The organism is Streptomyces sp. PL-25, from assembly GCF_058344915.1.
In genome coordinates this window covers 7,564,750-7,588,692 of the sequence record NZ_CP136997.1, presented here as the reverse complement: position 1 = coordinate 7,588,692, position 23,943 = coordinate 7,564,750, and the positions used below count along the sequence as shown (strand labels likewise).

Genomic DNA, 23,943 nt, shown 5'->3' with positions numbered 1-23,943 from the left:
CCCACCTGGCACGGCCGGTCCGCTCCGGCCGCGCCGCATCCGCGCCCCGCGCCTTCGCGCCCCGCCCCGACGCACCCCACGGAACCAGAAAGACGTGATCATGCACCAGCTCCTGCACAGCGACGACGCTCTGCCGGCCTCCCCTCTCTTCACCACCACCCTCACCCTGCCCGGCTGCGCCGCCGACGCCTGGGTCGTCGTGGACAGCACCGTGCACGGCCTCGCCATGGGAGGCACCCGTCTGACCGAGACCGTCGACGAGCGCGAACTGGCTTCCCTGGCACGGGCGATGACCCAGAAGCTCGCCCTGATCGACCTGCCGATCGGCGGAGCCAAGGCGGGCATCCGCCCGCGTGCGCCCCTCACGGACCGCGACGGCCTGATGCGCACCTTCGGCCGGGTGAGCCGCCCGCTGCTGCACGGCGGTGTGTATCTGGGCTGCGACCAGGGGATCACGCCCGCGGACCGCGACGCCTGCTTCGCGGCGGCCGGCTACGACCTCACCCAGGTCCCCGGCGCCACCCGGCTCGACGTGCCGTGGGAGCAGTTCTACCGGAGCATGTCCGACATCACCGGCTTCGGCGTCGCGACCGCCGCGCTGAGCACGCTGGAGGCCCAGCGGTCCACCCGTCCCCAGCGCGTCGTGGTGCAGGGCTTCGGCGCGGTGGGCCGGGCGGCGGCCCGCCATCTCCAGCGCGCCGGGCACCGCGTCGTGGCCGTCGCCGACGTCGTCGGCACCCTGGCCGATCCGGCCGGTCTCGACACGGACGGGCTGATCGCGGTGACCTCGGCGGACGGCACCGTCGACCGTGCGCGGCTGCCGGACCGGGTGCGCTCCCTCGGTCCCGGCCGGGCCTGGCTCACCGTGGACGCGGACGTGCTGATCCTCGCCGCCTCGGCCGACGCCGTCGACACCGCCTCGGTGCCGGACGTGCGCGCCCGCGTCGTCGTCGAGGGCGGCAACCTCAGCTGCGGTCCGGCGGCACGCCGCCTCCTGCGCGAGGCCGGGCACACGGTGCTGCCCGATGTGGTGGTGAACGTCGGCGGGGCCGCGCTCACCGGGGCCGTCCTCACCGGAGTCGCGCCGTCCGGGCTGCCCGCCCCCGGCCTCGCGGCCTGGCTGCGCGCCTGGATCGCGGGCAAGATCAAGCGGAACTGCGCCCTGGTGACCGAGTTGTCGGACCTCGGCCGCGCCGATCCCGTCACGGAACTCCTGGCGGACCGGGCGGTGCACCGGTGACGGGACGTCCCTGGCACGCCCCGAAGGTGTTCGTCGCCCACACCGCGATGGCCGCGGACCTGCTGCCGCACCTGGAACCGGTGCCCGCGGAGCAACTGGCCCCCGCGCTGCCCGGCCTGCCGGCGAGCCGGCTCGGCGAGGTCGAGGTACTGATCGGCCAGCACTTCCCGGAGCGCTCCCTGCCGCTGCTGCCCAACCTGCGCTGGCTGCACCTCACCGGCACCGGCACCGACCATCTCGCCGCCGCCGGACTCGCGCCCGGGACGCTGGTGACCACCTCGGCCCGGGTGCCCGCCGAACCCGTCGCGGAGTACGCGCTCTCGGCCCTGCTGATGCTGCTCAAGGACCTCTCGACCCTGTCGGCACGACCCCAGCGGCGCCCCTGGTACGCCTCCTCCGCCACCATGCTGAGCGGCTCGACCGTCCTGGTGGTGGGGGCCGGGCGGATCGGCCGGGCCGTGCTGCGCAGGCTCGGCGCGCTGGGCGCGCGGTCCGTCGCCGTCACCCGTACCGGGCAGGTGGCGGTCCCGGAGGCGGACCGCACCGTGGGAGCGGACCGTCTGGCCGAAGCCGCCGCGGACGCCGACCACGTGGTGTGCTGCCTTCCGGCCGCCGAGGGGACCCGGCGTCTCGTCGGCGCCGCGGTGTTCGCGGCGCTGCGGCCCGGTGCGGTGCTGGTCAACGTCGGCCGCGCCGCCACCGTGGACGACGAGGCCCTGTCCGAGGCCCTGGAGACGGGCGCGCTGCGCGGGGCGTTCCTCGACGTCCACCACACCGAGCCGCTTCCCGCGGACGACCTACGGTGGCGGACGCCGAACCTGGTGGTCTCCCCGCACTGCGCGTTCGCCTTCCCCGGGGAACCGGCCGCGGTGGCCCGGACGTTCAAGGACAACCTCGACGACCTGCGGGCCGGCCGCCCGGCACGGGACGCCGTCGTGGTCCCGCTCCCGCACGGGTGAGGTGCGCGGCGTCTTCCTGACGTGCTCCCGGACGGCGCGAACGCCCGGTCCGGGAGCACGGACGCCGGTGTGCGCGCTCATCCGCTGCTGTCCGGGGCGCCCTCCCCCGGGGTGATCAGCCTCGTCTCATAGGCGAGGACGACGGCCTGGACGCGGTCGCGGAGGTCGAGTTTGGACAGGATGCGGCCGACGTGGCTCTTGACCGTGGTGGTGCTGAGGACGAGGCGGGAGGCGAGTTCGGCGTTGCTCAGGCCCGTCGCGAGCAGGCGGAGGACCTCCAGTTCGCGTGGGGTGAGGACGGACAGGTCGCGGTGCGGGGCGGCGGTCCGCGGTTCGTCGTGCCCGGCGAAGCGTTCGATCAGCCGGCGGGTGATCGCGGGGGCGAGGAGGGCGTCGCCGGACCGCACCAGCCGCAGGGCGGCGACCAGGTGCTCCGGGCTGACGTCCTTGAGCAGGAAGCCGCTGGCGCCGGCCGTGAGCGCGGCGTAGACGTAGTGGTCGAGGTCGTACGTGGTGAGGATGATGACGCGGGTCTCGTGCGGGCCGTCGCCGCCGAGGATGCGCCGGGTGGCCTCGATGCCGTCCGTCCCCGGCATCCGGATGTCCATGAGCACGACGTCGGGCCGGGTGCGGCGGACCGCGGCGACGGCCTCGGCCCCGTCGGCCGCCTCGGCGGTCACCTCGATGCCGGCCGCGGCCAGGATCATCCTGAAGCCGGTGCGTACGAGGGCCTGGTCGTCCGCGATGACCGCGCGCAGCGGCCGGGTCTCCGCCGTCATCGTGCGCTCCGCGGGATGCGGGCCGTGACGCGGTAGCCGCCGTCCCGGGTCGGACCGGTCGTCAGTTCACCGTCGTAGACGGCGAGTCGCTCGCGCAGCCCCAGGTGGCCACGGCCGCCGCTCTCCCCCGGCGGGGCCTTCCGCGTACCACCGGTGTCCGTGATCTCTATCAGCAGGCTGGTGTCGGTGTAGCCGATGGAGAGGGACGCCTCCGCTCCGGGCGCGTGTCTGACGGTGTTGGTCAGTGCCTCCTGCACGACGCGGTAGGCCGCGAGGTCCACGCCCGGTGGCAGCGGCTGCGGCGGCAGCGACAGCCCGACGCGCACGGGCGTCCCGGCGGCGCGTACCCCGTCGATGAGCGCGTCGAGCCGTGCGAGCCCCGGCTGGGGCTCCAGGCCGTCGGGCTTCTCGTGGTCCGGGGCTGCCAGCAGGCCCATCACATGGCGCAGTTCGGCCAGGGCGGCCCTGCCGCCCGCCTCGACGGCCAGCAGGGACTCCTTGGACTGCTCCGGGAGCGCGTCCATCACCGTGCGGGCCGCACCCGCCTGGATCACCATCACACTGACGTGGTGGGTGACGACGTCGTGCAGTTCGGCGGCGATACGGGCACGCTCCTCCTCGACGGCCCGGCGCATGGCCTGCTCCCGGTCCGCCCGCAGTTCGGTGATCCGGTCCCGGCTGGCGGCCAGCCGCAGGTGCAGGAAGCGCACCAGACTGGCCAGCATCCCGGCCACGAGCAGGACGAACCCCGGGCTCGACCAGCCCGGGAGCACGGGATCGGCAGCGCGGAACACCACGCCGGCGAGCACGGCGGCGGCCAGCAGGGCGGCGACGGCCACGATCCGGTGCCGGCTGTGCACCACGGCGCTGTAGGCGGCGACGACGCAGGCCAGGACGGTGATCCAGGAGGCGGAGACGCCGAGGGCCAGGCTCGCGCCCAGCACCGCCGTGAAGACGGTCAGCGGGTGACGGCGCCGCAGCGCGAGCGGCAGCGTGGACAGGACGACGAGGGTCCAGGCGACGGGAGGAGAGTCGTCCTGCGCGGGCGCCTGCCCGGGGCCGGGCGGCGGCGGCAGGGGCAGCCCGTCGCCGCCGTCGATCCGGGGCGGGGCGATGCCCACGGGCCCGGCTCCGGGGTGGCGCGCGGCGACGATCAGAGCGGCGGCGGTCACGACGACCGCCAGCAGCACGTCGGCGCGTACCGCCCGCCCGGACAGCGGGGCGGTCTTCGGCTCGGGGCGCAGCGCGTCGAGGAGTTGTCGCCGTCTGCCGCACCGGTCTTCCGTCTGCATCCGCACATTGTGCTGCGTTCCGCCACCGGCCCGCGTCCGCCTGTGCGATCAGGGGGATCGTCCCCGGGTCCTCGTCCTCAGGTAGGAGGGCCGGGCCGGATCCCCCGCGGGGAGGGGGCGATGTCGCTTCAGCGGCCGACGCGCCCCGTCGGCGACGGCTCGTAGGTTCACGGGGCCGCAACGGCAGATGCCTCTCACGACCGTAAGGACGGGCCGCTCGCATGACCGAACTGATCCAGCTGAAGGGTGTGGCGAAGCGTTACGACGGCTCCGGCGCACCGGCGCTCGGACCGCTCTCGCTCACCGTCGCCCGGGGCGAGGCCCTTGCCGTGACCGGGCCTTCCGGCAGCGGCAAGTCCACCCTGCTGAATCTCGTCGCCGGTCTGGACCGGCCGACCGACGGCGCCGTGGTGGTGTCCGGCCGGCGGATCGACCGGTTGAGCGAGCGTGCCCTCGCCACGTTCCGCCGCCGGCACATCGGCATGGCCTTCCAGTTCTTCCATCTCCTCGACGACCTCACCGTCACCGACAACATCCAGCTCCCGGCCCGGCTGACCGGGATTGGGCGGCGCGAGGCCGCCTCCCGCGCGGACGAGCTCATGGAGATGCTGGGCATCCGCAGGCACGCCCGCGCCTGGCCGGGCCGGCTGTCGGGAGGCGAACGCCAGCGGGTCGGTTTCGCCCGAGCGCTCGTCAACCGGCCCGAGCTGCTGCTGGCCGACGAGCCGACGGGTGCGCTCGACACCGCCTCGGGCCACGGTGTGCGCGATCTGCTGCGGGACCTGCACCGCGGCGGGCAGACCATCGTGCTGGTGACGCACGACCTGGCGCTGGCCGAGGCGGTGGCGAGCCGCGCGATCCACCTGGTGGACGGTCACCTCACCGCCCTCGACTCGACCGCGCGGACCGCCCGATGAGCCGGTTCGGTGCCGGCGCGCTGAGCCGGGTGGTGCGCAGCGGGGTGCGCCGACGGCCGGTGCAGGGCGTCGTGATCGCGCTCACCACGCTGATGGCCGTGGCGTCCGCCGTGGTCGCCGGGTCGCTGATGGCCACCGCGTCCGCGCCCTTCGACCACGCCTTCGCCGCGCAGCGTGGCGCGCACATCACCGCGCAGTTCGATCCGGCCAGGACGAGTGCGGAGCGGCTGGCACGGACGGGGCGGCTGCGCGGTGTCACCGCGAGCGCGGGGCCGTACCCGTCCACGCAGTTCCGGCCGGTGGACCGGACGGGTTTCCGGCTGCCGCCCCTGACCCTGGTCGGGCGCTCCGGTCCGGACGGTGACGTGGACCGCGTCGAACTGAGGTCGGGCCGGTGGGCGCGCACGCCGGGCGAGATCGTGCTCAGTCCGTCGTTCGAGGGACCGGGGGCCGGGATCGGTTCCGTGCTCCGGGCCTCGGACACCGCGGGCGCCCCGGCTCTCACGGTCGTCGGCTTCGCGCTGTCGGCCAGCAGGACCGCCGACGCCTGGGCGATCCCGGAGCAGGTCGACGCGATGGCATCGGGGGGCGGCGTCGTCACGCGTCAGATGCTGTACCGCTTCGGCTCGGCCGCTACGAAGGAGCAGATCCTCGCCGACCGGGCGGAGCTCGTCGCCGCGACCGGTCCGGGGACGCTCGTGGGTATGCGGTCCTGGCTGGACACCAGGCGGGCGGCGGATCAGGGCGCGGCGGCGGCCGTGCCGTTCGTGACGGCTTTCGGTGTGCTCGGCATCGTGATGTCGGTGGTGATCGTCAGCAGTGTGGTCGGCGGGGCGGTCGGCACCGGTATGCGCAGGATCGGCATCCTCAAGGCCGTCGGCTTCACCCCGCGCGAGGTCGTCCGGGTCCATGTGGCGCAAGCGGTGGTCCCCGCCTGTGCCGGCATCGTCCCGGGAGTCCCGCTGGGCAACCTGCTGGCCGTGCCGATGCTGGCGGACACCGAGTCGCTGTACGGCACCGTCTCCCTGTCGGTGGCCTGGTGGGTGGATGCCGCGGTACCGGCGGCCGCGCTGCTCGTCGTGGCGCTCGCCGCGCTGGTGCCCGCGCGACGGGCCGGGAGGCTGCACACGGTGGAGGCGCTCGTGGCCGGCCGGTCCCCGCGCACCGGGCGCGGGCAGCGCGCCCACCGGGCGCTGGGGCGCCTGCCGCTGCCGCGGCCGGTGACCTACGGTCTCGCCACCGCCTTCACGCATCCGGTCCGTGCCCTCGCGACGCTGCTCGCGGTGGCGTTCGGCACGGTCGCGGTGACCTTCGCGGTGGGGCTGGTCTCCTCCCTGGGCGCGGTCGCCGCCTCGCAGGATCCCGGGAGCCGCGCGGCGGTCACGGTCACGACGACTCGGCCGCACACCGCCGCTCCCCCGCCGCCGGTCCCCGCCGCGGGCGGCGGTGCGGGCCCGGCTCCCGTGAGCGGCGGAACTCCCGACGCGCCCGTGTCCGGGGAGGCGGACCCGGCGAAGGTCCGGGCGGCCATCAGGTCCCGGCCCGGCGCCGCCTCGTACTACGGCAGGCTCAGCACCGAGGTCAGCGTGGCCGGAGTCTCCGGTTCGGTGCGGGCCGACCTCTACGAGGGCGACGCGCGCGACGCCCGCTACGAGATGCTCGCCGGCCACTGGATCGACGGCAGGGGCCAGGTCGTCGTGCCCGCCCGCTTCCTGGAGCGGACCGGCACCAGGCTCGGCGACACGGTGCGGATCACTTGCGGGAAAGAGAGCGCCGAGCTGAGGATCGTGGGTGAGTCCTTCGACACCTCGGGCGACCGGCTGGAGATCCACGCGGACATGGCCGACTTCCCGTCGGCCGAGCCCGACACGTTCCTCGTGGAGGTGGAGCCCGGCGTCTCGGCGGTCGAGTACGCCCGCGCGCTCGCGTCGGCCGTCCGGCCGCTGGGCGGCGACGCCACGACCGTCCCGCCGCCGCGGCGGAAGGGGCTCGTCCTCGTCATGGACGCGATGGCGGTGCTGCTCACCGCCTTGCTGACCGCCGTCGCCGGCCTCGGTGTGTTCAACTCCGTCGTCCTCGACACCCGAGAACGCGTCCACGACCTGGGGGTGTGCAGGGCGGTCGGCATGACGCCGCGGCAGACCGTGAGCCTCGTGCTCGCCTCGGTGGCCCTGACCGGCACGGCCGGCGCTCTGCTGGGCGTCCCGGCGGGGTACGTGCTGCACGGCCTCGTCATGCCCGTGATGGGGCATGCCGTGGGCACCGCCATGCCGCCGTCGGTCCTCGACGTGTACTCGCCGGCCCGGCTGCTCCTGCCGGGGCTCGGCGGGGTCGTGCTCGCCCTGCTGGGCGCCCTGGTTCCGGCGGTCCGGGCGGCCGGGACCGGCACGGCCGACGCGCTGCGCGCCGAGTAGCGGCGGTCGGCCGGGAGCCCGGCGCGGCGACACCTCTTCCCATGGCCCCGAACCGGAACCCCCAAGTGTCACCAGGGCGTTGACAGGTGAGACTTGGGGCGAGGGAGGGCACTGTGACGCAGGAGCACACGCGGGATCCCTGGCGGCTGCTGCTGGTCGAGGACGACCGGGAGCTGGCCGGGCTGCTCATCGAGGTGCTGGGGGACGAGGGGTACGCGGTGGACGTCGCGGCCGACGGGCAGCGGGGCCTGCACCTCGGTCTCACCCGCACGTACGACGTGCTCGTCATCGACCGGCGGCTGCCGGTGGTGGACGGCCTCGATCTGCTGCGGCGGCTGCGGTCGCGTCCGGTGCGCTCGCCGGTGCTGCTGCTGACCGGGATGGGCAGCGTGCACGACCGGGTGGACGGCCTGGACGCGGGCGCCGACGACTATCTGGTCAAACCCTTCGATCTGGATGAACTCACCGCCAGATTACGGGCGTTGTGCAGAAGATCGCTGGAGGCGACCGATGTGCTGCGGATCGGGTCCGGCCGCCTGCACGTCGGGCGCCGCGAGGTGGTCCTGGCGGACGGGGAGCGGATCGCCCTGGCCGCGCGGGAGTTCACGCTGATGTGGGCGCTGGCCCGCCGCCCGGACACCGTGTACTCGCGGGCGGAGCTGCGCCGGATCGTCTTCGAGGAGGCGCACGCGCCGTCCATCGTCGACACGTATGTGTACTACCTGCGCCGCAAGCTGGGCCGCAGGGCGGTGCGCACGGTCCGCGGACTGGGCTACCGGCTGGGGGCGTTGTGAGGGAGCCGGAGCACGGCGGCGACGGGGCGGTGCGCCGGGCGCGGCGGCGGATCGCCTGGACCACCGGGGCCATCATCACCCTGCTGGTCACCGTCGTGGGCGGGGTCGCGTACGCCGTGATGACACACGCGCAGGACGACCAGGTGCGCCGCGAGGTGCGCTTCGGCGCGGCGCACGGCGACCTGTCGCGGCCGCCCGGGTGCATGTGGCTGTACGGTCCGGGTGCGACGGTCCTGCCGAACGCTCCGGCCGGATTCCCCCTGCGCACCGATCTGGACCGGGTGCGGCGGGGCCGCGCGCCGGTGGAGCGCACGGTGCGCAGCGGGGACGCCGTGTATCTGGTGCGCACGCAGGTCCGGGACGACGGCGCCGTGGTGCAGGCCGTGTTCGACCTGCGGTTCCAGCTCGCCGACCGCAGCCATCTGTGGTTCGCGCTGGGGGTGGCCGAGGCGGTGGGTCTCGCCGCGGCGGGCGTCACCGGCGCGGTCCTCGGGCGCCGGGCGGTGGCGCCGCTGGCGGAGGCGCTGTCCCGGCAGCGGCGGTTCGTGGCGGACGCCAGTCATGAGCTGCGTACGCCGATCACCCGGGTGCACACACGGGCGCAGATGCTGGCGCGGCGGGCGGCGGCCGAGGGGCTGCCGCCCGCGCACCGGGAGGGTCTGGTCCGGCTGGTCGCCTCCGTCGGACGGCTCGGCGAGGTGCTGGACGATCTGCTGTCGTCGGCGACGCTCGCGGCCGGACCGGCGTGGCGGGCGACGCGGCGGCGGGTGGAGCTGACGGCCCTGGTCCGCTCGGCGGCCGCCGAGGAGGCGGAGCGCGTACGGGAGCGCGGGCTGACCGTCCGGGTGGACGGGCCGCCGTATCCGCTGTGGGTCGACGGGGTGGCGTCCGCGCTGCGCCGGGCGGTCGGGGAGCTGCTGGCCAACGCCATCGCCCACACCCCGCCGGGCGGCCGGATCGAGCTGGCGCTGTCCCGTTCGGGCTCGACGGTGGTGCTGGCGGTCTCGGACACCGGTGCCGGTTTCGACGCCGGTGAGGCCGAGGGGCTGTTCCGGCGCTTCCACCGGGGCGGCGGGGGCCGGTACGGGCTGGGGCTCGCCCTGCTGCGGGAGGTGGTCACGAGTCACGGCGGCACGGTCGTGGCGGCGGGCCGTCCGGGGCACGGCGCGCGGTTCACGCTGCGGCTGCCGCAGAGCGCGCCGTCGCCGCCGGTGGCCGCGGACCGCGGGGTCAGGGCATGGCGTGGGTGGCGAGCAGCCGTGCCGCTGTCCGTACGTCCTCGTCCAGTGGCCGGTCCGGGTCGACCGGGTCGATCGCGGCGCTGAGGGCGTCGAGGAGGGCGGCGCACCGGGGCGCGGTGGGCCGTCTGGCGCCGACGTGGACGGCCTGGCGCAGGCCGAGGGCGAGGGAGCCGCACAGCAGGCCGAGCAGTTCGGCCAGGTCGTGGGCGCGCAGGGCGCCTTGGGTGCCGAACGGGACGATGTCCTGGTTGTGGAGGTTCGTGGGCAGGCTCTGCATGGCGGCGGGGGTCGCGCAGCGGCGGATCTCCGCGACGAAGGCGGTGGTCGCCAGTTGTACGCCCTGGAGGCCGTGCTGGGCGCCGGGTTCGGTGGCGAGCATGGGCGGGAGGCCGCCGTTGCGGGCCGGATCCACCAGCAGGTCGAGCTGGCGTTCGGCGAGGTTGCCGAGCTGTGCGGTGACGGAGGCGAGCAGGTCGGCGGCGAACGCGGCGGGCTGCCCGAAGAAGTTCCCGCCGTGCACGGCTCTGCCCTCCGCCGGGTCGGGGTGGACGGGGTCCCCCACGCCGGGGAAGAACAGCGGGTTGTCGCTGACCCCGGCCAGGTCGGCGGCGATCACCGCGTCGATGTGGCGCAGCGCGTCCTCGGCGGCGCCGAGCAGTTGCGGGGAGCAGCGGATGCTGTACGGCTCCTGGAGCGGGCGGGTGCCGGACGGTGTGGTCCCGGCCAGCCGGTGCCGCATGCGGGTGCCGGTGTCGACGGCGCCGGGATGGCCGTAGGCGCGCAGCAGGTCGGCGTCCAGGAAGCCGGGGTCGCAGCCGAGCAGGTCGGCCAGCAGGCAGGTCAGGGCGGTGAGCGCGCGGTGGGCCGTGCGGACGGTGTCGTGGGCCAGGGCCAGGGCGGCGGTGGTGACGGAGGTGCCGTTGACGAGGGCGAGGGCGTCGCGGCCGTCCAGGGCGAGGGGGCGCAGTCCGGTGGCGGCGAGCGCCTCGGCGGCGGGCATGCGGCGGCCGTCCGCGTAGGCGTGCCCCCGGCCGCGCAGGGCCTGGGCGGCGTAGGCGAGCGGGACGAGGTCGCCGCTGGCGCCGACGGAGCCGTAGCGCGGCACGGCGGGCGAGAAGGTGGTGGCGAACATCGCCGCGAGCCGTTCGACGACCTCGGCGGAGACCCCGGACAGGCCCTGGGCGAGGGAGCGGGCGCGCACCAGCAGGGCGGCGCGCACGATGCCGTGCGGCAGGTCGGGGCCCTGGCCGGCGCCGAGGTGGGCGAGGGTGTTGTCGCACTGGTCGGCCTCGTCGGCCCGGCCCGGGTAGCCGACGAGGGCGCCGAAGCCGGTGGTGGCGCCGTAGATCGGCCGCTCCCCGGTGCCGTCGTCGCCGTCGCGCAGGGCGCGGAAGAGGCGGCGCCCGCGGTCCAGCCGGGCACGGGCCGCTTCGTCCACGGTGACGGTCAGGGGCTCGGCCGCGCGGCGCAGGACGGCGGGTGCGAGGGGGCCGGTGAGGGTGACGGTGTCCGTGGTGGTCAGCACGTCCGGAACGGTAGGCGGGGAATCTCAGAGCGCTCTGAAATCCGCTGGATAGCTTCCGGGCCATGGCGCATGACTACGTGATCATCGGAGCGGGGCCCGCGGGACTTCAGCTCGCCGCCTCCCTGGAGCGTGCCGGTGCGGACTACGTGGTCCTGGAGCGCGGCGGCGTCCCGGGCGCGTTCTTCACCCGTTTCCCCCGGCATCGCACCCTCATCTCGACCAACAAGGTGCACACCGGTTACCAGGATCCGGAGCTGCGGCTGCGGATGGACTGGAACTCCCTGCTGAGCGACGATCCGGAGCTGCTGTTCACCCGGTACAGCCGGCGCTACTTCCCGGCGGCCGACGACATGGTCCGCTATCTGGCGGACTTCGCCGAGCGCACCGGCGTCCGCGTGCGGTACGGCACCTCGGTGGAGCGCGTCTCGCGCGACGCCGACGGGTTCACCGTGACCGACGCCGCCGGGGAGACCCGGCGGGCGCGGCGCGTGGTGGTGGCCACCGGGGTGCCGCTGGCGAACGTGCCGTCGATCCCCGGCATCGGACTGGCCGAACGCTACGACACGTTCGACACCGACCCGGAGCCCTTCACGGACCAGCGGGTGCTGGTGATCGGCCGGGGCAACTCGGCCTTCGAGACGGCCGACAGCCTGATGGAGACCGCGGCGGTCATCCACCTGGTCGGCTCCGGTTCGCTGCGCCTGGCCTGGCAGTCGCACTACGTCGGCCATCTGCGGGCGGTGAACAACAACTTCCTGGACAGCTACCAGCTCAAGTCGCAGAACGCGCTGCTGGACGGGCGGGTCCTGGAGATCCGGCGGGACGGGGACGGCTTCCGCGTGCCGGTGGCGTTCGAGCGGGCCGACGAGGTGGTGAAGGACCTGCGCTACGACCGGGTGATCGTCGCGACCGGGTTCCGGTTCGACGCGTCGGTCTTCGACGGCACCTGCGCGCCCGAGACCGTGATCGACGGCCGGTTCCCGGCCCTGACCGCCGTCGGTGAGTCGGTGAACGTGCCGGAGCTGTACTTCGCCGGGACCCTCACACAGGGCCGCGACTTCAAGAGGTCCACCACCGGTTTCGTGCACGGCTTCCGCTACGCGGTGCGCGCCCTGTACCGGGAGCTGCGCCGACGTCACCACGGCGAGCCCTGGCCGGTGGCGGAGCTGGGCCGGGAGACCGGGGCGGCCGTCGACCGGATCATCGAGCGGGTCAACCGGTCCTCCGCGCTGTGGCAGCAGTTCGGCGTCCTCGGCGACCTGCTGCTGCTCGCCCCGGACGGCACGATGCGCCACGCCGAGGAGGTCCCGGTCGGGCACGTGGCGCGGGCCGTGCGCGCCGGGGACTTCGGGGAGGTGGCCGCGTACGCGGTCGTCACCCTGGAGTACGGGGCCGACCACGACCGGGTGGACCCGTTCGACGTGTCGGCGGGCCGCTCCGCGCGGCGGGACGCGCCGGGCCTGGACGGCCGCTATCTGCATCCGGTGGTGCGCTGGTACCGCGCCGGGGAGGACGTCGCCGAGCACCATCTGGCGGAGAACCTGGAGAACGAGTGGGACAGCGAGGACGTGCACCGGGGCCCGCTGCGCGCGTTCCTCGCCGCCCGGCGCGGCCCGGCCGCCCCGGTGGCGCCGTGACGCTGCGCGCGCTGCACGAGACGGCACGCCGGGCCCTGGACCCGGTGCACTACGACTATGTGGCGGGCGGCGCGGGCGAGGAACGCGTCCTCGCGGACAACGAGCGGGCGTTCGACCGGTACGCGCTGCTGCCCAGGGTGCTGCGCGGCAGCGAGCGGCGGGACACCTCCGTCGATCTGCCGGGCGCCCGCGGGGCGGGCCCGGTGGTGGTCGCGCCGACCGCGTTCCACCGGCTGATGCACCCGGACGGCGAGCGGGCCACGGCTCGGGCCGCGGCGGCCGAGGGCGCCGTCCTGGTGACGGGCGCGGCCGCGACCGTCGCGGTGGGCGAGGTGGCCGCGGCGGCCCGGGAGGCGGCGGCCGGCTCGGCCGTGTGGTTCCAGCTCTATCCGCATCCGCGCCACGAGGTCACCGAGGCGCTGGTGCGGCGGGCGGAGGAGGCGGGCTGCACGGCCCTGGTGGTCACCGTCGACTCCCCGGTGTTCGGGCGGCACACCCGGGACCTGCGCAACGGGTTCACCGACCTGCCGCCCGGCTGCGCCGCCGAGAACATGCGCAACCTGCCCGGCGCCCCGCCGGGCGGGCTCACCGACATCCCCATGTCCCCGGCCCTGACCTGGCGGGACTTCGACGCGCTGCTGGGTACGACCTCGCTGCCCGTGCTGGTGAAGGGCGTCCTGCACCCGGCGGACGCGCTGCTGGCCGTGGAGCACGGCGCGGCCGGGATCGTCGTCTCCAACCACGGCGGCCGCCAGTGCGACACCGTCCCGGCGGCGGTGGACTGCCTGCCGGCGGTCGCCGAGGCGGTCGCGGGCCGGGTGCCGGTGCTGCTGGACGGCGGAGTGCGCCGGGGCGGCGACGTGGCCGTCGCGCTCGCGCTGGGCGCGACGGCGGCCGGGGTGGGCCGCCCGGTGCTGTGGGCCCTGGCCGCCGAGGGCGAGGCGGGCGTGCGGCGGGTCCTCGCGGAACTGCGCGACGACTACGACCACACGCTGGCCCTGTGCGGGGGCGCCCGCAACGCCGATCTGACGCGGGACATGGTCGTCCCGAGAGGCGGGACGCGGTGAGCGGCGGGCGGACGGCGGACACGTGGTGGCTGCCGCGCGCCGTGGTGGCGCTGCGGGCGCGCATCTTCGAGAAGGTGAACCACGACCGGGCCGTGACGCTGCCCAACGCGGCCCACGGGCCGGAGGTGTTCGAGCGGGTGTACGCCCATCCGGCCGCGAACGGCCGCAGTGCCGGGGCGGGTCTGTCGGATCTGTTCTGGTACTGGCTGTCGCCGGGGTCCGAGGTGCACCAGGAGCACCTGGAGCCGGGCGCGCGCTACGAGGACGTGGCCGAGACGACCCGGCGGATCCTGGCCGGCGGCTCGGCCGACCTGGCGGCGGCGGCCGCCCGCGCGGTCGCCGGTGTCCTGGACGCGCTGCCCGCGGACCGGATCAGCCTGGTGCGGCTGCGCGACCTGGTGATGCCCGCCTGGGCGGAGTTCTGCTACTGGCTGGTGTTCCGCGAGCCGTGCCCGCCGCACGCCCGAAAGCTGATCACCGCGCACGCCGACGATGTGATCAACGCCCTGAAGTGCACGGGGCTGCGCCATCCGCGGCGCAGGGCGCGGCTGACGGCGTATGTGCGCGAGCGGCTGGCGGCCGGTGACGTGCCGCACCGGCTGCCGGCCTCGCTGTCGCCCGAGGAGCAGGTGTTCTACCTCCAGGGCACGTTCTTCAACACGGCCGTCGTGCAGCTCTCGGAGGCGACGGCGCATCTGCTGCTGGCGCTGGCCCGGCATCCCCGGGTGCAGCGGCGGCTCGCGGACGACCCGGGCGACGACCGGTACCTGACCCAGGTGCTCGACGAGACGATGCGGCTGTATCCGCTGTTCGGCATCGCGCACCGCATCACCACCGACGACATCCCGCTCGACGCCCGGACCACGCTGCCGCGCGGCTCGGTGGTGTGCTTCAGCTACCCGGACTACCACGCCACGGGCTACGAGCGGCCCGACGTCTTCGACCCGGACCGCTGGGCTTCGCTGTCCGCCAGGGACGCCCATCACATCCCGTTCGGGGTGGCGGCCAACCGGCCGTGTCCGGCGTGGCGGCTGTCGCCGCTGGTGCTGCGGGCCGCCGTACGCGAGGTGCTGGGCCGCTTCCGGCTGGAGTCGACGGTCTCGCACACCCGGTCCATCCCGCACCGCGCGCCCTGCCTCATGGTCCCGCGCGGCCTGGAGCCCGGCAGGCGGCTGGCGCCGCTGCGGGGCTTTCTGCGGGTGCGCGACGGCGTGGAGGACGTCACCCGGGGGGTGCGGCAGCTCGTGCTCGGCACGGTGATGGTGCTGCACGCCCGCCGCCAGCGCCCCGCAGCACGCTACTTCGAACGGTTCCCGCCCGGCCGGTGCCCGGTCGCGCGCCCAGGAGGTGACGGCGGATGAAGCCGACGGAGCTCGCCCCCGTGTTCTTCCTCGCCGTCGTGGTGATCCTGGCCGTCTGCCGGCTCGTCTCGGGGCTGCTGCGGCGGGTGGGGCAGCCGCCCGTGGTCGGGGAGATGCTCGCGGGCGTGGTGCTGGGCCCCTCGGTGCTCGGCGCCCTCCTGCCGGGCGTCGAGGCGCGGCTGTTCCCCGAGGAGTCGCGGCCCGTCCTGTACGTGGTGGGGCAGATCGGTCTCGTCGCGTTCATGTTCCACGTCGGCTGGGACTTCCGGGTGGACCGGCTGCGCGGTGTCGCCCGGCCGGCCGCGATGGTGTCCGCGGCCGGGGTGCTGGTGCCGGTGGTGCTCGGGGCGGTGCTGGTCGCCGCCGTCGGCGAGCGGACCGGCACGCTCGCGCCGGGGGTGCCGCTGGTGGTGTCGGCGCTGTTCGTGGGGGTGGCGCTGGCGGTCACGGCGTTCCCGATGCTGGCGCGGATCATCGCCGAACAGGGCCTGGCCGGGACCCGGTTCGGGTCGCTGGCGCTCGGTGCGGGCGCCGTGGACGACGCGGTGGCGTGGGTGCTGCTCGCGGGTGTCTTCAGTATCTCCGGGGGCAGCGCGGGGCTGGTGTCGCTGGCCGTGGCCGGTGCCCTGGGGCTCGTCGTGGTGCTGGGGGTGGTGACGCGTCTGCACGGCCGCACCGTGCGGCTCGCGGAGCGGGCGGCGCCCGAGAGCCTGCTGCCGGTGCTGGTCGGCGCGCTGTTCCTGGTGGCCTGGTACACCGACGAGATCGGGCTGTACGCGGTGTTCGGGGCGTTCTGCCTCGGACTGGTCTTCCCGCGCTCGGAGCGGCTGGACCACACGGTGGAGACGCTGAAGCCGGTGGGCACGGTGTTCCTGCCGCTGTTCTTCACCTACTCGGGGCTGAACACGGACTTCGCCCTGCTGGGCTCGGGGCCGGTGCTGCTGCTGACCCTGGGGTGCGTGCTGGTGGCGGTGGCGGGGAAGTTCGGCGCGTGCTGGCTCGCCGCGCGGCTGGCCGGGGAGCCGGGGCCGGTGGCGCTGCGGGTGGGGGCGCTGATGAACGCGCGGGGGCTGATGCAGCTCATCGCGCTCAATCTGGGCCTCGCGGCGGGCATCGTGACCCAGGCGCTGTTCAGCGCGCTGGTGGTGGTCGCCGTCGTCACCACCGTGATGGCGACACCGCTGCTGCACTGGATCGACCGGCGGGAGCGGGCACGCCTCGGCCCGTCCCGCGCCGGGGCCCTCGCGCCCGGGGTGCCGGAGGGGCGCTGACACGGGGCCGGGCTCCGCCGACGCGTGCGCGGCACGTGTCGGCGGAGCCCGGTGGGCGGCGCGACGGTCGGTCCGGTGGACGGTCCGGTGGCCGTCAACCCCCAGCCGCCAGGCGCCTCTTGTCGGGTTTCCCGGCGGGGGTGAGCGGTACCTCGTCGAGGAGGGTGAGGCGGGTCGGCGCGGTGGCCTCGCCCAGCTCGGCGGCGACCAGGGCGCGCAGTTCACCGAGCCGGGGGAGGCGGCCCGGTGCGGGCACCACGAAGGCGTGGACGGCCTCACCTGTGTCGTCGTCGGGGACGGCGACGACGTACGCCTCCCCCACCGCCGGGTGCGTGGCGAGCACCCGCTCGACGGGACCGGCGTAGTACACGTCGGCATTCACGATGATCACGTCGCGGACGCGCCCGGTGAGCCAGAGCCGGCCCTCGCCGTCGAGGTGGCCGCGGTCGCGGGTGCGGACCCAGCCGCCGGTGAACACCTCCGCGCTCAGGGCGGGTTCGCCCCAGTAGCCGCAGCCCTGCGAGGGGGTGCGCACGAAGAGCTCGCCGTCCGTTCCGGGCGGCAGGCGCCGGCCCTCGGCGTCCCTGACCTCCAGCTGGACCGGGGGGACGCCCAGCGAGCCGGGTTCGTCGTCCGGGGTGGCCATGGAGATCATGCCGGTCTCCGTCTGGCCGTAGCCGTGGAAGACCACCGGTCCGAGCGCGTCGGCCGCCTCGCGCAGCCGGTCGGCGTCGAGCGGGGAGCCGGAGACCATCAGGGCGCGCAGTGCGCCGAGGTCCACGGGCCGGGCCCGGACGCTCGCGACGAGCTTCGTCAGGCGGGCCACGGTGATGACGCTTCCGGTGGCCCGGTGGCGCACCAGGCTGTCGGGGAAGGCCGGGGCATCGGCGGTGACGAGGGTGCCGCCCGCGGCGAGGGCGAGCAGCCCGTACTCCATCATGACCTGGCTGGCCAGGGTGCCGAAGACGAGGAACCGCTCCAGCCGCGGGGCGAGTTCGCGGACGGCGGGCGGCCAGCGGTCGGGGTGCGCCGCCCAGGCCGCGGTCATCGCGGCGTAGGTCTGGGCGCACGCCTTGGGGACGCCGGTGCTGCCGCTGGTGTGCAGGAGCCGGGCGATGTCCTGCGGCCGGGCCGAGACCAGCGGGCGGCGTCCGTCGTTCTCGGTGGCGAGCAGGTCGTCCAGGGCGAGGACGGTGCCGGGCCGCGCGCCGGCCGCGCCGTCCGGGGAGTCGGTGACCCGGAAGGCGGTGCCGGTGAGCACGTGCTGCCGCTGGCGTGGCGTGAGTCCCGGCCGTACGCCCACCACGCGGGCGCCCACGGCGTGGGCGGCGAGGACGGCGGCGAACGCCTCGGGGCCGACGCCGAGCAGCAGGGCGACGCCGTCGCCGGGGCGGACGCCCCGGGCGCGCAGGCCGCTCGTCACCCGCCCTGTCAGGGCCAGGAGCCGGTGTCCGGTGACGACCCGGTCGCCGTGCTCGAAGACGGGACGGTCGCCCGCCGCTTCGAGGAGGTCGAGGACGGCGCCGGGGAACTGCTCAGCCAAGGCAGGACTTCACGAACGCGGCGAGCGGCTGCCGGTGGACGGCCGGGATGTCCCAGTCGTTCTCCAGGTTCTCCGCCAGGTGGTGGGTCCCTGCGAGTTCGCCGTCGCGGTAGTGGCGCACCACGGGGTGGAGATAGGTGGCGTCCATGGCGTGTTCGGGGTCGTTCTCGCTGACGCGGGGCACGGTGACGTCGAACGGGTCGACGTGGTCGTGGTCGGGCCCGTACTCCAGGTCGACGACGAACCGGTGGCGAGCGGGGCCGAGTTGGCCGTCGGTGACATAGTCGAGGGGGACCTCCTCCTGGTGGAGGGCGTGGTCGTCGTGGACGGTGACCACGTCGCCGAGGAAGCCGAACTGCTGCCACAGGCCGGAGGAGCGGTTGACGCGCTCCACGAGGGCGTCGGCGACGGCCTCCGGGGCTGCGGGCAGGGTGCGGGCCGGCCAGGGTGTCGCGTGGTGGCGGGCGCCGAGGATGCGGTGCAGGGCGCGCACGCCGTAGCGGAATCCGTGGATGAAGCCGTTCGTGGAGCGTTTGAAGTCGCGCTGCTGCGTGAGCGTGCCGGCGAAGTACAGGCCGGGCACGTCGACCGACTCGTAGGCGGAGGTCTGGGCGGGGAAGCGGCCGTCGACGGCGAGGGCCGGCCGGCAGCCGGCCTCGAACGGCGAGGCGTCGAAGCGGAATCCGGTGCAGACCACGACGCGGTCGTAGTGGAGTTCGCGGAGCCGCTCGGTGGTCCGGGCGTAGCGGAACTCCACCCGGTAGCCGCCGTCCGCCCGCCGTTCGATCCGCTCGACGGTGCCGTCCAAAACGGCGTTCTGCGACTTGAGCTGGTAGCTGTCGAGGAAGTTGTTGTTCACCGCGCGCAGGTGGCCCACGAAGTGGGTCTGCCAGGCCAGTTTCAGCGAGTGCGGCCCGGCGACGTGGATGACGGCGGCCTTCTCCATGAGGGAGTCGGCGGTCTCGAACGCGGAGTTGCCCTTGCCGAGGACGAGCACCCGCCGGCCGGTGAAGGAGGCCGGGTCGGTGTCGAAGTCGGTGTAGCGTTCGGCTTCCTCGATGCCGGGGATGTCCGGGATGTGGGGCAGGGACAGGCCGGTGGCGACGACGAGTCGCCGGGCCCGCCAGGTCCGGCCGGTGTCGTCGCGTACGGTGAAGCCGTCGTCGTCGCGGGAGACGGAGGCGGCCCGGACGCCGTACTCGACGCGGGCGCCGGTGCGCCGGGCGAAGTCGCCCAGATAGCGCACCATGTCGTCGGCGGCCGGGAAGTAGCGCTCGCTGTACCGGGTGAACCGCAGTGCGGGATCGTCGGTGAGCAGCGAGTTCCAGTCCATGCGCAGGTCGCGTTCCGGGTCGGTGTAACCGGTGTTGACCTTGTTGATCGATATGAGCTGCCGATGCCGGGGGAAGCGGGTGAAGAACGTCCCGGGCCCGCTCCCCCGCTCCAGGACGGCGTAGTCGCGTCCCTCGCGTTCCAGCAGAGCGGCGAGCTGGAGTCCGGCCGGTCCGGCCCCGATGATGAGGTAGTCGCGCACCATGGGGCGGACGCTAGCGGGCACGGATCAGAGGACTCTGAGATTGCGGCACCGCCGCCCGTCCGCCGGACCCGGAGGCGGCCCCGGCGGACGGGTGCGGACGAGGGCGGGCGGGGGCGGGTCAGGCGAGGGCGACCAGGGCGCGGTGGTCCTCGCTCCACAGGTCCTCGTCCGCGTCCGGCAGGAGCAGGACGCGGCCGGGGCGCAGGGCGTCGATGGCGCCCTCGTCGTGGGTGACCATCACGATCGCGCCCGGGTAGGAGCCGACGGCCGCCAGGACCTCGGTACGGGAGGCGGGGTCGAGGTTGTTGGTCGGCTCGTCCAGCAGCAGCACGTTGGCACCGGAGTGGACCAGCCCGGCCAGCGCCAGGCGGGTCTTCTCCCCGCCGGACAGGACCCCGGCGCTCTTGTCCGCGTCGTCCCCGCCGAACAGGAACGCGCCCAGGACCCGCCGCGCCTCGCCCTCCGTCAGGTGCGGCGCGGCGTCCGACAGGTTCTGCAGGACCGTGCGCCCGGGATCGAGGGTGTCGTGCTCCTGGGCGAAGTAGCCCAGCCGCAGCCCGTGTCCGTGCACCACGCGGCCGGTGTCGGGCCGCTCGGCGCCGGCGAGGATGCGCAGCAGGGTGGTCTTGCCCGCGCCGTTGAGGCCGAGGACGACCAGGCGGTTGCCCCGGTCCACGGCCAGGTCCACGCCGTCGAGGACCCGGCGGCCGCCGTAGGACTTGGTCAGTCTGACCGCGCCCAGCGGCATCCGGCCGCACGGCAGCGGCTCGGGCAGCCGGATCCTGGCGGTCTTCTCCGTGCGGCGGGCCGGTTCCAGATCCGCCAGCATGCGGTCCGCGCGCCGGGCCATGCTGCGGGCCATGGCGGCGGTGGCCGAGCGGGCCTTCATCCGCTCCGCCTGCGTGTGCAGGGCCGCGGCCTTGCGCTCGGCGTTCGCCCGCTCCCGCTCCCGCCGTCGCCGGTCCGCCGCACGCTGCGTCAGATGGGCGGTCCAGCCGGTGTTGTGGATGTCGATGGTCGCCCGGGTAGCGTCCAGGTGGAAGACCCGGTTGACCACACCGGCGAGCAGAGCGGTGTCATGGCTGATCACCACGAGACCGCCCGGGTACTCGCGCAGGAACGCGCGCAGCCAGCCGGTGGAATCGGCGTCCAGGTGATTGGTCGGCTCGTCCAGCAGCAGCACGCCGCCGTGGCCGGCGAACAGGATCCGTGCCAGCTCGACCCGGCGCCGCTGGCCGCCCGAGAGGTCGCCGACCGGCTCGGGCAGCACCCGCTCGGGCAGGCCGAGCCCGGCCGCCACACGGGCGGCCTCGGCCTCGGCCGCGTACCCGCCGCCGGCCTGGAAGGCGGCCTCGGCCGCGGCGTAGGCGCGCATCGCCCGCTCAAGGTCGCCGGACGAGACGGCGCCGGCCATCGCGGTCTCGGCCGCGCGCAGGCGACGCAGTGCCGCGTCCAGGCCGCGAGCGGACAGGATCCGGTCCATGGTCGTGACCGCCGGGTCGGCGGCGCGGGAGTCCTGCGCGAGGTGGGCGACCGCGCCGGTGCGGGTGATCGTCCCGGCGGCGGACTCGGCCCGTCCGGCCAGGGCGGTCATCAAGGTGGTCTTCCCCGCTCCGTTGCGGCCGACCAGGCCGATACGGTCACCGGGGGAGACAGTGAAAGAAATACCCGAGAGCAGCAGGCGGGCGCCCGCACGCAACTCGGCATCGCGAACAGTGATCACGGGATGACGCTCCGAAAAAGCGAAAGGACACACTTCTGGCGTGGAAGCGGGTCCTCGGCTAGGAGATTCGGGGCGTAGACATGTGCTCCACCATAGCCGACGCCGCCCGGCGGGCCACAGCCCCGCCCGGCTCCCGGGGCTCCGGCAGGGGCACGTACGCACGCGCCGTGTGCCGCTCCGCGGCGGCGGTCGCGGTCAGCGGTCCTGCGCGCCGCGCGGCGGCAGCCGCCGTGTGATCCGGTCGAAGAGATCCGTCAGCGGCTCGCCGACGTCCCGGCCGAACTCGGTCAGCCCGTAGGTGACCTGAGGCGGTGTCGTCGGCTCGACCTTCCGCCAGACCAGGTCGTCCTGGACCAGCGCGCGCAGCGTCTGGGCGAGCATCTTCTCGCTGATGCCCCGGATGCTCTCGCGCAGCTCGTAGAACCGCAGGTCGTTGTTCCGCAGGGAGATCAGCACCCAGACGCCCCACCTGCTGGTCACATGGTCGACCACGTCACGCGCGGGGCAGTCCGTGTGAAACACGTCATACCGCTCCCCCGCCCCGGCCTGTCTGTCCTGCACGCCTCCCGCCATGCCATGAGCTTACCCGGAGGTACGTCCTTACCAGGAGTTAGCCCGTGCTCCTAGCGTGACGAGCGCACAGAACCGCTGACGAACAACCTCTGGCGAACAGCCTGTGACGAACAACCTCTGACAAGGAGCTACTCATGATCGTGGTGACCGGGGCCACCGGGAACATCGGCCGGCCGTTGACGCAGGCGCTGGCCGAGGCGGGACAGCGGGTGACGGCGGTGTCGCGGCGCCCGGCGGCGGTGCCGGGCGGGGTACGGCACATGGTGGCCGACCTGTCCGAGCCGGCCGGCCTCAGGCCCGCGCTGGAGGGGGCCGACGCGCTGTTCCTGCTGCTCTCCGGCGATCTGCACGCCGCCGGAGCCAGCCCCGCCGACATCCTCCGGGAGGCCACGGACAGCGGGGTCCGGCGGATCGTCCTGCTCTCCACGCTGGGTGTGGTGACCCGGCCCTTCGGCGCCACGCGGATCGCGATGCGCGCGCTGGAGGACACGCTGCGCGAGTCCGGCGCGGACTGGTCGATCCTGCGGCCGGGCGGCTTCGCCTCCAACGCCCTGTGGTGGGCCGAGTCCGTGCGCACGCGGCAGCTCGTCGCCGCGCCCTTCGGTGACGTCGGGGTGCCGGTCGTCGACCCGGCGGACATCGCGGCGGTCGCGGCGGCCTGCCTGCTGGACGACCGCCACACCGGCGGCGTCTACGAGCTGACCGGCCCGGAGGTGATCACTCCCCGTCAGCAGGCGCGGGCCCTCGCCGACGCGCTGGGCTCCCCGGTGAGGTTCCAGGAGCTCACCCGCGCGGAGGCCAGGGCCGCCATGGCGCAGAGCATGCCGGCGGAGCTGGCCGACGACACCCTGGACATCCTCGGTTCGCCGAACCCGGCCGAGCTGCGTGTCAGCCCGGACGTCCAGCGGGTCCTCGGCCGCGCCCCGCGCCCCTTCGCCGACTGGGCGGCGCGCAATGTGGCGGCGTTCCGCTGACGCATGGCCGCCCCCGGTCCCGGATCCTTCTTCGCCCGTCCGGGACCGGGGCCGGTCGCACCGCCTACACGATGACCGCGTCCGGGCTCGTCAGGCTCCGCGCGGCCAGTCCCGCCGTCCTGCCGTCCTCGGGCGCGCGGGCCGGTGGGACGAGGTCCTCGTCGCGGAGCAGGTCCGCGGTGATCTCCGCCGCGGACCGATGCCAGAAGCCGGCCCGGCGCAGCATGGCGTGGTCGCCCCCTCGCACCAGCACCGCGCCGGCGCACGCGCCGCGGGCGCGGGCGCGCCGGACGTAGGCGACGGACGCGGCGGGGCTGGTCACCCGGTCCCGGTCGCCGTGCACGACCACGAGGCGTCTGCCGCGCAGCTGGTCGACTGGCTCGTCCTCGACCACCCAGGGAGCGAGCGCCAGGACGCCTCTGACCTGAGGATGGCGGGACGCCGTCAGTGCGGCCCGGCCTCCCATGGAGTGCCCGATCAGTACGACGGGCACCGCGCCGTGGGCCCCGGTCAGCTCGTCCAGCGCGGCCAGGGCGTCCTGGGCCGGGTCGCCCTCGTTCCAGCCCCGGTGCCGGTAGCGCACCTCGCCGAGGAGCACTTCCGCGGGGGCGACAGCGGATGCGGCGGACCGGAGCACGGGGCGCATGCGCAGTGCGGCCGGGTGCCAGTGCCGGGGGCGCGCGCGGCTCTCCTCCTGGCCGCCGTGCAGCGTGAGTACGGCGGCCCGGACCCGCGGGGGCAGGTGCCGCACCCGCAGCGGGGATCCGCCCGTGTCCCCCCGGTGCTGTGCCGTCGCCGCCATCGCTCTCCTCCCCGGCCCGCCCCCGGACGCTCCCGCCGGGGATCCGTGCCCGCCCACGGGCCGGACCGGCCCGGACAGGACGGTCCCGGCTCGGCTCACCGAAGTCCGCCCGAGTTCCGGAGTGCCAGAGTACGGCCGCGCCCACGTCGGCGGCGACGACGCACGACGCCGGGCGGACCGTCCTGTGCGGACGGTCCGCCCGGGTGCACCCGCCCCGGGACCGGCGCCGACCGCGGGCGCGCTGAGCGGGTGGAGGTCCGGCCCGCCCGCCGGCTCGTGGCAGCCGGGCGGGCC

At 75.0% G+C, this 23,943-nt stretch carries 19 protein-coding genes; 11 read left to right on the top strand and 8 right to left on the bottom strand.

The genetic code is table 11. The features are described from left to right. Window positions 1–100 precede the first annotated feature (100 nt). Both R4Z62_RS33400 and R4Z62_RS33395 read left to right on the top strand, forming a co-directional pair. Window positions 101–1,240, top strand: coding sequence for a Glu/Leu/Phe/Val dehydrogenase dimerization domain-containing protein (locus R4Z62_RS33400; protein ID WP_491521781.1), 1,140 nt, complete (start codon window positions 101–103; stop codon window positions 1,238–1,240). Then, window positions 1,237–2,199 (top strand): D-2-hydroxyacid dehydrogenase, encoded by a 963-nt coding sequence (locus R4Z62_RS33395; protein WP_382845474.1) that lies wholly within the window; start codon window positions 1,237–1,239, stop codon window positions 2,197–2,199. Before R4Z62_RS33400 ends, R4Z62_RS33395 begins: the two co-directional genes overlap by 4 nt. 77 nt (window positions 2,200–2,276) lie before the next feature. On the opposite strand, the gene R4Z62_RS33390 is transcribed toward R4Z62_RS33395, so the two are convergent. Further along, a complete protein-coding gene (locus R4Z62_RS33390; protein ID WP_064537107.1) occupies window positions 2,277–2,978 on the bottom strand; it encodes a response regulator in 702 nt (233 codons plus the stop codon). Then, entirely contained in the window at window positions 2,975–4,270 is a 1,296-nt protein-coding gene (locus R4Z62_RS33385; protein ID WP_491521780.1) for a sensor histidine kinase, read from the bottom strand. Before R4Z62_RS33385 ends, R4Z62_RS33390 begins: the two co-directional genes overlap by 4 nt. 221 nt (window positions 4,271–4,491) lie before the next feature. Here R4Z62_RS33385 and R4Z62_RS33380 point away from each other — a divergent pair, with 221 nt between their 5' ends. The 4 genes from R4Z62_RS33380 (at window position 4,492) to R4Z62_RS33365 (ending at window position 9,720) form a co-directional block, all read left to right on the top strand. Next, a complete protein-coding gene (locus tag R4Z62_RS33380) occupies window positions 4,492–5,187 on the top strand; it encodes an ABC transporter ATP-binding protein (RefSeq protein WP_491521779.1) in 696 nt (231 codons plus the stop codon). Beyond that, window positions 5,184–7,601: an FtsX-like permease family protein gene (locus R4Z62_RS33375; RefSeq protein ID WP_491521778.1), complete on the top strand. Its 2,418-nt coding sequence runs from the start codon at window positions 5,184–5,186 to the stop codon at window positions 7,599–7,601. Before R4Z62_RS33380 ends, R4Z62_RS33375 begins: the two co-directional genes overlap by 4 nt. 113 nt (window positions 7,602–7,714) lie before the next feature. After that, window positions 7,715–8,395 (top strand): response regulator transcription factor, encoded by a 681-nt coding sequence (locus R4Z62_RS33370; RefSeq protein ID WP_199785557.1) that lies wholly within the window; start codon window positions 7,715–7,717, stop codon window positions 8,393–8,395. Beyond that, window positions 8,392–9,720: a sensor histidine kinase gene (locus R4Z62_RS33365; RefSeq protein ID WP_491521777.1), complete on the top strand. Its 1,329-nt coding sequence runs from the start codon at window positions 8,392–8,394 to the stop codon at window positions 9,718–9,720. The genes R4Z62_RS33370 and R4Z62_RS33365 overlap by 4 nt, the downstream gene beginning before the upstream one ends. On the opposite strand, the gene R4Z62_RS33360 is transcribed toward R4Z62_RS33365, so the two are convergent. Then, complete coding sequence (locus R4Z62_RS33360; RefSeq protein ID WP_491521776.1) at window positions 9,626–11,161, bottom strand: aromatic amino acid ammonia-lyase; 1,536 nt, start codon at window positions 11,159–11,161, stop codon at window positions 9,626–9,628. The two genes, R4Z62_RS33365 and R4Z62_RS33360, sit on opposite strands and share 95 nt — an antisense overlap. A gap of 62 nt (window positions 11,162–11,223) precedes the next feature. Between R4Z62_RS33360 and R4Z62_RS33355 the strand changes: the two genes are divergently transcribed. Genes R4Z62_RS33355 through R4Z62_RS33340 form a run of 4 tightly spaced genes read left to right on the top strand, consistent with a single transcriptional unit; the run spans window position 11,224 to window position 16,497 of the window. Beyond that, the gene (locus tag R4Z62_RS33355) at window positions 11,224–12,798 is read left to right on the top strand and encodes an FAD-dependent oxidoreductase (RefSeq protein ID WP_491521775.1); all 1,575 of its coding nucleotides are present in this window, start codon (window positions 11,224–11,226) and stop codon (window positions 12,796–12,798) included. Next, the gene (locus tag R4Z62_RS33350) at window positions 12,795–13,865 is read left to right on the top strand and encodes an alpha-hydroxy acid oxidase (protein ID WP_491521774.1); all 1,071 of its coding nucleotides are present in this window, start codon (window positions 12,795–12,797) and stop codon (window positions 13,863–13,865) included. Before R4Z62_RS33355 ends, R4Z62_RS33350 begins: the two co-directional genes overlap by 4 nt. Further along, a complete protein-coding gene (locus R4Z62_RS33345) occupies window positions 13,862–15,226 on the top strand; it encodes a cytochrome P450 (RefSeq protein WP_491521773.1) in 1,365 nt (454 codons plus the stop codon). The genes R4Z62_RS33350 and R4Z62_RS33345 overlap by 4 nt, the downstream gene beginning before the upstream one ends. Continuing rightward, entirely contained in the window at window positions 15,223–16,497 is a 1,275-nt protein-coding gene (locus R4Z62_RS33340) for a cation:proton antiporter (protein WP_382845455.1), read from the top strand. Before R4Z62_RS33345 ends, R4Z62_RS33340 begins: the two co-directional genes overlap by 4 nt. A gap of 94 nt (window positions 16,498–16,591) precedes the next feature. Here the strand turns inward: R4Z62_RS33340 and R4Z62_RS33335 are convergent, their stop codons facing one another. From R4Z62_RS33335 to R4Z62_RS33320, 4 genes are all read right to left on the bottom strand, one after another. Then, the gene (locus R4Z62_RS33335) at window positions 16,592–18,040 is read right to left on the bottom strand and encodes a class I adenylate-forming enzyme family protein (RefSeq protein WP_491521772.1); all 1,449 of its coding nucleotides are present in this window, start codon (window positions 18,038–18,040) and stop codon (window positions 16,592–16,594) included. Continuing rightward, window positions 18,033–19,577: an NAD(P)-binding domain-containing protein gene (locus R4Z62_RS33330; protein ID WP_491521771.1), complete on the bottom strand. Its 1,545-nt coding sequence runs from the start codon at window positions 19,575–19,577 to the stop codon at window positions 18,033–18,035. The genes R4Z62_RS33335 and R4Z62_RS33330 overlap by 8 nt, the downstream gene beginning before the upstream one ends. 118 nt (window positions 19,578–19,695) lie before the next feature. Next, window positions 19,696–21,300, bottom strand: a complete 1,605-nt coding sequence (locus tag R4Z62_RS33325; RefSeq protein ID WP_491521770.1) for an ABC-F family ATP-binding cassette domain-containing protein — start codon at window positions 21,298–21,300, stop codon at window positions 19,696–19,698. Window positions 21,301–21,495: 195 nt separating this feature from the next. Continuing rightward, window positions 21,496–21,873 carry a winged helix-turn-helix transcriptional regulator gene (locus R4Z62_RS33320; protein ID WP_491521769.1) on the bottom strand — a complete coding sequence of 126 codons (378 nt, stop codon included), beginning with the start codon at window positions 21,871–21,873 and terminating at the stop codon, window positions 21,496–21,498. A 134-nt stretch (window positions 21,874–22,007) separates the two neighbouring features. Here R4Z62_RS33320 and R4Z62_RS33315 point away from each other — a divergent pair, with 134 nt between their 5' ends. After that, window positions 22,008–22,847, top strand: coding sequence for an SDR family oxidoreductase (locus R4Z62_RS33315; RefSeq protein WP_491521768.1), 840 nt, complete (start codon window positions 22,008–22,010; stop codon window positions 22,845–22,847). A gap of 64 nt (window positions 22,848–22,911) precedes the next feature. On the opposite strand, the gene R4Z62_RS33310 is transcribed toward R4Z62_RS33315, so the two are convergent. After that, a complete protein-coding gene (locus R4Z62_RS33310) occupies window positions 22,912–23,649 on the bottom strand; it encodes a serine aminopeptidase domain-containing protein (RefSeq protein WP_491521767.1) in 738 nt (245 codons plus the stop codon). Window positions 23,650–23,943 lie beyond the last annotated feature (294 nt).